Origin of the sequence: Pseudomonas sp. CM27 (assembly GCF_013179515.1) — a bacterium.
Taxonomy (GTDB): Bacteria; Pseudomonadota; Gammaproteobacteria; order Pseudomonadales; family Pseudomonadaceae; genus Aquipseudomonas.
Genome location: NZ_JABMCN010000425.1, coordinates 1 through 1,695 on the forward strand (window position 1 = coordinate 1; position 1,695 = coordinate 1,695).

The following is a 1,695-nucleotide window of genomic DNA, read 5'->3' on the forward strand; positions in this document are numbered from 1 at the left end:
GCATATCCTTCTTTATGGCCTTTGTTATACCCAGAAGAATGGCCGGCACTGAATCCTTCTTCATACCCCTGTTGTCGGCCACGCTCAAATGCGGCATCTATTTTTTTAGTATTGGGCTTTATTCGTAGTACATTCTGTTTAAACCATTGCCAGCGCGACCTTCCGGAAGGGTCGGTGTAGTTTACCGGGTCGCACCCACAGTAAGCATACCCATTGATATCCCCTTCTGCGAAAGGGCTTCGGTCGTCATAGCTGTTGAATCTCATTATTGTCGGGTTGAAAACTCGGCGGCTGCCTAATAAATAGCATCCAGTCACAGCTTGACGCAGTTGGCCGGTAAAGCCGAGTAGTGAGTTGATTTGATATGGATCGATAAATCCGTATGGGGTGAATGTAAAGTTGTGGTGCTTGGTGTTGATTGAATTGGCTATTGCAGAATTCAGGGGGTCGGTGCTTGGCATGCGGATTTGGGTTGTTGCGCTCTCGGTCATTAGTGCTTTTTCAATAAGTGGCACTTGGTTGTCGCGCATGATGGCGGTATGCTCCTGATTTTGAATAAGCGAGCTTAATGTGTTTCCGTTGTAAAATAGGTGTCGAGAACTTGAGCTGCTCATGGGAGCAGTAAAGGTAAGCTAACCATAAATGACTTCTGGCTGCTTTAAAACTGGTAAAAATGATAGTAGCTTTAAGGTTGAGGTAGATATAAACAGCCTTTTAAATTACTCAGCGCAATACATAGTCCACAGGTAGGAGCACCGAGGGTAGCGGCTCGACACCGAGAGCGGCCAGTACATCCCGCTCCACGGTGCGCACCATGGCATCGGTAGGCAGGTCATTCTCATCCCGCCCGAACGGGTCTTCCAGTTCGTTGCCAATCGCATCCAGCCCGAAGAACGTGTACCCCACGATGGTAGTGAACAGCGGCGCCAGCCAGCCCAGCGGCTCGGCCAGGGCAAATGGCAGCAAAATGCAGAAGATGTAGATGGTGCGGTGCAGCAGCAGGGTGTAGGGAAACGGCAATGGCGTGCCCTTGATCCGCTCGCAAGTGGCCTGCACTTCGGTCAGGCCCACCAGCCGCTGCTCCAGCAAGCTGTAGCGCCAATCGCTGATGTGTTGCTGCGCAGCCAGTTGCGAACAATGCGCGCCTATCTCTTGCAGGATGCCATCACAGACATTGTGCGGGCTGACGGCTTCGGGTCGTGCCAGCCAAGGGCGGGCAGCCGCCAGGTCATCCTCGTTGCGCAAACGCGCATTCAGCGCATGGGCAAAGCCGCACAGGCTGCGCAGCAGCTCGGTACGCAGGTTCTCGTCGGCAATCACCACGCTTTCGCGTATGAACGAGCGGGTTTCGATAATCAGCTTGCCCCAGGCCTTGCGCCCCTCCCACCAGCGGTCGTAGCAGGCGTTGTTGCGAAAACTCATGAAAATCGACAGCGACAGGCCCAGCAAGGTGAAAGGTGTGGCGCTGACCGGGTAGAAAAACGCCGGGTAGTGGCGCTCGACCAGCACGATCAGCGCCGCCAGCAGTGTGACCATCAGGCAGCGCAGGGCGATGCGCTTGACGATCGAACCTTTGAGGGTGAACAGCACGCGCAGCACATCGGGGGTGGGGTGGACGATCATGTCAATCCAGAGGCGGGCGATCAGCCGCCGGTCATGTTCATGAAGCGCAGGATCTGCACGTCGCCACCGACT

Annotated in this window: 2 protein-coding genes; both read right to left on the reverse strand. The window is 54.7% G+C overall.

Going from position 1 to position 1,695, the window contains the following annotated elements; all coding sequences use genetic code 11:
* On the reverse strand, nucleotides 1-530 hold a 530-nt coding region (locus HP547_RS28615; protein WP_306140764.1), incomplete at its 3' end, for an RHS repeat-associated core domain-containing protein.
* A 193-nt stretch (nucleotides 531-723) separates the two neighbouring features.
* Nucleotides 724-1,623, reverse strand: coding sequence for a bestrophin family protein (locus HP547_RS28620; protein WP_172225572.1), 900 nt, complete (start codon nucleotides 1,621-1,623; stop codon nucleotides 724-726).
* Nucleotides 1,624-1,695 lie beyond the last annotated feature (72 nt).